We start from the raw sequence: 6,140 nt of genomic DNA, 5'->3' as shown, positions 1-6,140 counted from the left end.
CCCCAATCACCCGGTTGACCAACCTGCCTGGGCAGTACACCTAGGCCAGGTCCCGGGACCAGCGGCGCTCGACCCCGCCGAACCGCCAGACGCCGAGCGCGACGATCCAGGTCAGCACGAACAGCCCGACGACGACGAAGCCGAGGTCGCCCAGGTCGAGACGGCCGATCCAGGCGATCGGTCCGGTCTCGATGGCCAGCTTCTCCGTGCAGATAGACAGGATCTCCTGGACGCCGATGAGCAGGGCGACCGCCACCGAGAGACCGGTGATGACCAGGTTGTAGTAGATCTTGCGCACCGGGCGGGCGAAGGCCCACAGGTAGGCGTGGCTCATGAACGAGCCGTCGAGCGAGTCGAACAGCGTCATGCCCGCCGCGAACAGGACGGGCAGCACCAGGATCGCGTACCAGGGCAACCCGGTGGCGGCGGCGCCGCCTGCGATGACGAGCAGGCCGACCTCGGTGACGGTGTCGAAGCCGAGCCCGAACAGCACGCCGACCGGGTACATGTGCCACGGTTCGCGCACCGCGCGCACGACCGGGCCGAGGAGGCGGTTGAGCAGGCCGCGGTTGTCGAGTTCGCGTTCGAGCGCGGCCTCGTCGAAGTCGCCGCGGCGCATCCGCCGGAACACCCGCCAGATGGCCAGCAACGAGACCAGGTTCAGCAGGCCGATGACGATGAGGAAGGTGCCGGAGATGCCGGTACCCCACAGCCCGGTCCAGGTCCGCAGGGGCGAATCCTGGTCGCTGAGGCCGGACGCGAGCGCCCGCACGCCCACGGCGAGCAGCGCGACCAGGGCGAAGACCACGCTGGAGTGACCGAGCGCGAACCAGAAGCCGACGGTCTGCGCGGGCCTGCCGCCCTCGTCGCGGCGCTCGGCAACGAGCTTGCGCGTGGTGTTGTCGATGGCGGCGATGTGGTCGGCGTCGAAGGCGTGCCGCATGCCGAGCAGATAGGCCGTGAGCCCGAGCCCGACCCCGAAGACCGAGCCCTCGACGACGTGCCTGCCGGGCACCACCAACAGCAGCAGGACTCCCCAGCCGAGCACATGCAGCGCAAGCACCGCGGCGGCCATGGCGAGGACGCCGCGATCGATCCGGCGCGCGGAAAGACGTCCCACGATCCACCTCGTTTCTCCGCGAATCGGACAGACCAGGGTATCGCGGGGCCCGCGTCGAGGCAGCTTGACGGCGACCGGGTGCCAATTCTGTCCGATTCGAGCACACCGTCAGCACACCGGCCGTAGTCTTTCCACAAGCCGGCAACGGCATCGCAAGCTGCTACACCGGAGAATTCCTGTGAATCACCGCTTTCGCCTGTTCGCCCGTGAAACCTCCTCCGCCACAGTTCTTTTCAACGAAGGCGCCGATGCGCCCGTGGACGCCCCCGGCGATCTCGCCCGGCGGATGCGCGAGTGCGACACCTTCTTCCGCCAGGAGGAACTCGCCCACCTACCCCCGCAGCGACGGCTCAGCGCGCTCATGCAGCTGCGCGAGACCGGCTACTACGAACAGACCGCCGAGGAGATCCTGATCGGCGCGAAACTGGCCTGGCGCAACCACGCCCGCTGCGTGGGCCGCAAGCACTGGCGCTCGCTCAAACTCGTCGACGCCCGCGGCGCGACCACCGCCCGCGCGCTGGCCGACTTCTGCGTCCGGCACCTGGCGAAGGCGACCAACGGCGGCGCGGTGCAGTCGGTGATCACCGTCGGCCCGCCGCGGATACCGGGCCGGAGCGACTTCCGGATCCTCAGCGCCCAGCTCATCCGCTACGCCGGATACCGCAACGGCGACGGCACCGTCACCGGCGACCCCGCCAACATCGCCGCCACCGAGCAGGCGAGGGAGCTCGGCTGGCACGGCGCGGGCACCCCGTTCGACATCCTCCCGATCGTCATCGCCGCGGGCGACGAGCCGCCCCGGTACTTCGAGCTGCCGCCCGACCTGGTGCGGGAGGTGCCCCTGAGCCACCCCGACTTCGACTGGTTCGCCGGGCTCGGCTTGAAATGGCATGCGGTACCGGCGGTCTCGAACATGGATCTCGAGATCGGCGGGGTCACCTACCCGTTCGCGCCCTTCAACGGCTGGTACGTCGGCACCGAGATCGGCGCACGCAACCTGTCGGACACCGATCGCTACAACATGCTCCCGCTGATCGCGGACATGATGGGCCTGGACACGAGCTCGGTGCGCACCCTCTGGCGCGACCAGGCCCTGATCGAACTCAACCGGGCCGTGCTGCACAGTTTCCGCGCCGAGGGCGTGCACATCGTCGACCACCACACCGTGGCCAAGCAGTTCTGCGACCACGTCGAGAAGGAGGCCGCGGCGGGCCGCGCCTGCCCGACGGACTGGAGCTGGGTGAACCCGCCGATCTCGTCGGGCCTCACCCCGACCTTCCACCGCTACTACGACCCGCCCGACCCCGACATCCGCCCGAACTTCGTCCACCGCGGCTGCCCGGTGACCGGCTGAAAATCGCCGGCGTCACCGGTCGCCAACCGGCGTAGGGTCTGCTTACGGGCCGAAACAGCCTGGTCGGCTCGTGTACCCCACGAGCGAAGGAGGCTCCAGCAATGAGCACCGACTCCACCCCGGGCTTCGATGTCGAAGCACTGCGCCACGGGATCGAGGACCGCGACCCCGCCACCCTGCTCGCGCTCTACAGCGACGACGCCGAGGTCCGCATGGTCGACCACAACGACCAGCCGAGCCACCCCCGCGTCCTGCACGGCCGCACCGAGATCGGCGCCATGTTCGACGACGTGTGCGCCCGCGAGATGACCCACCGGCTGGAGAGCGTGCTGATCGACGGCGACCACGTCGCCTTCGTCGAATCGTGCCGGTACCCCGACGGCACCCGCGTGCTGGCCCACTCCATGGCGAACCTGCGCGACGGGCGCATCGTCGACCAGACCTCGATCCAGGCCTGGGACGAGTAGCGATCAGGGCCGGGCGGCGGTCGCACATCGTCCCCCCGATGGCGGAGACGGAGGGATTTGAACCCCCGGTGGTTTTCACACCACGCTCGCTTTCAAGGCGAGTGCATTCGGCCGCTCTGCCACGTCTCCCGACGCCTCGATACTAACCGACCCCCGCCACCGGATTTCCCGGCGGCGGTGCCGCGACACGGCGGGGGCGGTGGTCGCGCGCGGCCGGGCCGGGGAGCAGGATGGTCGGGTGCGCGCTGTCGAGCTGAACGGTTTCGGTGGACCCGAGGTCATGGTGTGGACCGAGACGGTCGACCCCGAGGCGGGTCCCGGCGAAGTCCTCGTCGACGTGGTCGCCGCGGGGGTCAACCGGGCCGACGTGCTGCAGCGGCGCGGGCTCTATCCGCCGCCCGCCGACGCGAGTTCGGTACCCGGACTGGAATGCTCGGGCATCGTCGCGGCGCTCGGGCCTGGGGTGCGGGACTGGGCGGTCGGCGACCGGGTGTGCGCGCTGCTGTCCGGCGGCGGCTACGCCGAGCGGGTCGCCGTGCCCGCCACCCAGCTGCTGCCGGTGCCCGAGGACCTCGACCTGATCGCCGCGGCGGGCCTGCCCGAGGTGGCGGCCACGGTCTGGTCGAACCTGGTCATGGTCGCGGGACTGCGCGCGGGCCAGCTGGTGTTGATCCACGGCGGCGGCGGTGGCATCGGCACCCACGCCATCCAGGTCGCCAAGCGGCTCGGCGCGCGGGTGGCCGTCACCGCGGGCAGCGACGCCAAGCTCGCCCGCTGCGCGGAACTGGGCGCCGACATCCTGATCAACTACCGCACCCAGGATTTCGTGACCGTCGTCGCCGCCGAACCGGCGGGCGCGGGCGGCACCGGCGCCGACGTCATCCTCGACAACATGGGCGCCGCCTACCTCGAACGCAACGTGCAGGCACTGGCCGCGCACGGCAGGCTCGTCGTCATCGGCATGCAGGGCGGGGTCACCGGCGAGCTGAATCTGGGCGCCCTGCTCGGCAAATGGGGCACCGTGCACGCGACGAACGTGCGCAACCGGCCGCGGGCGGGCGCGGGCAGCAAGGCCGAGATCGTCGCGGCCGTGCGCGAGCACCTGTGGCCGCTGGTCACCGCGGGCGAGGTGGTGCCGGTGATCAGCGCCGAGCTGCCGGTGACGGCGGCCGGGCGCGCGCACGAACTCCTCGACGACGCCGACACCGTCGGCAAGGTCCTGCTGCGGATCCGGGACTAGTTCTCCAGGCTCGACAGCGCGCGGCCGAGCTGATCGATCTCGTAGCGGGTGGTGTAGGGCGCGAGGCCGATGGTGACCGCGCCGCCCTCGTCGTTGACGCCGAGCGCGTCGAGCAGCCTGCTGCCGCCGTGCACCCCGCTGACCGTGCCGATCCGCAGATCGGCCAGCTTCGCGGCCACCTTCTCCGCCTGCATCCCGGCCACCGTGAAGCTCACCGTCGGGATGCGGGTCGACGCCCGGCCGATGACGGTCAGGTTGTCGATCTTCTCCAGCACCAGCATGAGGTGGTCGAAGAGCTGGTCGTGATAGTCCTGCAGCGAGGTGATCGACATCTCCAGCCGCTCCCGGCGCGTGCCCCTGGCCCGCTCGTCCAGGCCGGCCAGGAACTCGATCGACTCGGTCAGCCCGGCCAGCAGCGCGTACTGGTGCCCGCCGACCTCGAGCCGCTCGGCGCCCTTGGCGTACGGGTTGAGCGACATGGACGGGATGCGGTCGAGGAACGCCGGATCGCGGAACACGAGCGCGCCCACCTGCGGGCCGCCCCACGACGGCGCGCTCAGGGCGACCACGTCGGCGTTGAGCTCGTCGATGTCGATCAGCGCGTAGGGCGCGGCACCGAACGCGTCGGCGACCAGCAGGCCGCCGACCTCGTGCACCCGGTCCGCCGCGACGCGCACCGCGGGCGCCGAGCCGACGATCGGGGAGGCCGCCGTCAGCGCGACCAGCCGCGCGGTCGGGCCGATGAGCTCCTCGAACTGCCACGACGGCATCTCGCAGGTCTCGATCTCGACCTCGGCCCAGCGCACGTGCGCGCCGTAGCGGTTGGCGATGCGCAGCCAGGGCGCGACGTTGGCCTCGTCGTCGAGCCGGGACAGCACGATGCCGGTCCCCAGGCCGAGCCGCGAACTCAGCGACTCCGCCAGCCAGGCCAGCAGCACGGCCCGGTCCGGACCGAGGACGACGCCCGCCGGATCGCCGCCGACCAGGTCGGCCACCGCCTCGCGCGCGGCGTCGAGCAGGGCGCCGCTGCGCGCGGCCGCCGGATGCCTGCCGCCGTGCGAGAACGAGGAGGTACGGAAACCCGTTGAGACGGCGCGCGATACCGAATCGGGAACCAGCATCCCCGCCTGCGGGTCCAGATGGATCCAGCCGTCGCCCAGGGACGGTATAAGGCCCCGAACCCTCGCGACGTCATAAGTCATGCTGGCCACTTTAAGGGCAGCCGGTATCGACGTGTAACCGTGTAGCCGGTTTTAGCGCGATCGCCATGGACGCGACATGATGGGGAGCATGACCCACTCCGAGGACGCACCCGAATCCGTCGTCGTGATCGGACCCGACGGCCGTCCGCTGGCCCTGCCGATCGACGCGAACGCCCGGTCGCCGCTGTCCGGTCAGGTGGTCGACGACGAGAACGCGACGGGCGACGACGACGCCGAACCCCGCGAATCGCTGGCCGACATGGTCGAGCAGCCCGCCAAGGTCATGCGCATCGGCACCATGATCAAACAGCTGCTCGAGGAGGTCCGCGCAGCCCCCCTGGACGAGGCGAGCCGCACCCGGCTCAAGGAGATCCACACGTCCTCGGTGCGGGAGCTCGAGCAAGGCCTCGCGCCGGAGCTGCGCGAGGAGCTGGAACGGCTGACCCTGCCGTTCACCGACGACAGCGTGCCGTCCGACGCCGAGCTGCGGATCGCCCAGGCCCAGCTGGTCGGCTGGCTGGAGGGCCTGTTCCACGGCATCCAGACCGCGCTGTTCGCCCAGCAGATGGCCGCCCGCGCGCAGCTGGAGCAGATGCGACAGGGCGCCCTGCCGCCCGGCCTGCACGCCGCCGATCCGCGTGGCGGTCACAGCGCGGGCGGAGGCCAGTACCTGTAGAGATCGGGCACGGTAGGCTCGGCGCTTGTGCCCAGTGCTGCCGCTCGCCCCGATTCGGTCCCCGGACCGAGTGACGTGCGT

The 6,140-nt window shown here is 70.9% G+C and carries 6 protein-coding genes and 1 tRNA gene; 4 read left to right on the top strand and 3 right to left on the bottom strand.

Translation table 11 applies throughout. The features are described from left to right. Positions 1-40: 40 nt before the first annotated feature. Entirely contained in the window at positions 41-1,075 is a 1,035-nt protein-coding gene (gene nicT / locus ON36_RS01105; RefSeq protein WP_043646632.1) for a Nickel transporter NicT, read from the bottom strand. A 331-nt stretch (positions 1,076-1,406) separates the two neighbouring features. On the opposite strand from nicT, the gene ON36_RS01100 reads away from it, so the two are divergent. Together ON36_RS01100 and ON36_RS01095 are read left to right on the top strand one after the other, a co-directional pair. Further along, a complete protein-coding gene (locus tag ON36_RS01100; RefSeq protein WP_052313522.1) occupies positions 1,407-2,474 on the top strand; it encodes a nitric oxide synthase oxygenase in 1,068 nt (355 codons plus the stop codon). Between the two features lie 101 nt (positions 2,475-2,575). Further along, the gene (locus ON36_RS01095) at positions 2,576-2,941 is read left to right on the top strand and encodes a nuclear transport factor 2 family protein (protein WP_043646622.1); all 366 of its coding nucleotides are present in this window, start codon (positions 2,576-2,578) and stop codon (positions 2,939-2,941) included. Between the two features lie 39 nt (positions 2,942-2,980). Here ON36_RS01095 and ON36_RS01090 read toward each other — a convergent pair. Beyond that, positions 2,981-3,070: transfer RNA gene (locus ON36_RS01090), tRNA-Ser, on the bottom strand. A gap of 109 nt (positions 3,071-3,179) precedes the next feature. Here ON36_RS01090 and ON36_RS01085 point away from each other — a divergent pair. Continuing rightward, the gene (locus ON36_RS01085; protein WP_043646618.1) at positions 3,180-4,181 is read left to right on the top strand and encodes an NAD(P)H-quinone oxidoreductase; all 1,002 of its coding nucleotides are present in this window, start codon (positions 3,180-3,182) and stop codon (positions 4,179-4,181) included. On the opposite strand, the gene ON36_RS01080 is transcribed toward ON36_RS01085, so the two are convergent. Beyond that, complete coding sequence (locus ON36_RS01080; RefSeq protein ID WP_043646616.1) at positions 4,178-5,383, bottom strand: cysteine desulfurase-like protein; 1,206 nt, start codon at positions 5,381-5,383, stop codon at positions 4,178-4,180. The genes ON36_RS01085 and ON36_RS01080 overlap by 4 nt on opposite strands. A gap of 88 nt (positions 5,384-5,471) precedes the next feature. Here ON36_RS01080 and ON36_RS01075 point away from each other — a divergent pair, with 88 nt between their 5' ends. Further along, a complete protein-coding gene (locus tag ON36_RS01075; RefSeq protein WP_043646613.1) occupies positions 5,472-6,059 on the top strand; it encodes a bacterial proteasome activator family protein in 588 nt (195 codons plus the stop codon). Positions 6,060-6,140: the final 81 nt, after the last annotated feature.

Source organism: Nocardia thailandica NBRC 100428 (genome assembly GCF_000308795.1).
GTDB lineage: Bacteria > Actinomycetota > Actinomycetes > Mycobacteriales > Mycobacteriaceae > Nocardia > Nocardia thailandica.
This window is presented reverse-complemented; position numbering and strand designations above follow the sequence as displayed.

Bases quoted from the DNA above. Each gene is read 5' to 3' on its own strand.
- ON36_RS01100 (WP_052313522.1), top strand. From the start codon at position 1,407: ATGCGCGAGTGCGACACCTTCTTCCGCCAGGAGGAACTCGCCCACCTA.
- ON36_RS01080 (WP_043646616.1), bottom strand. From the start codon at position 5,383: ATGACTTATGACGTCGCGAGGGTTCGGGGCCTTATACCGTCCCTGGGC.
- ON36_RS01075 (WP_043646613.1), top strand. From the start codon at position 5,472: ATGACCCACTCCGAGGACGCACCCGAATCCGTCGTCGTGATCGGACCC.
- ON36_RS01095 (WP_043646622.1), top strand. From the start codon at position 2,576: ATGAGCACCGACTCCACCCCGGGCTTCGATGTCGAAGCACTGCGCCAC.
- nicT (WP_043646632.1), bottom strand. From the start codon at position 1,075: ATGGCCGCCGCGGTGCTTGCGCTGCATGTGCTCGGCTGGGGAGTCCTG.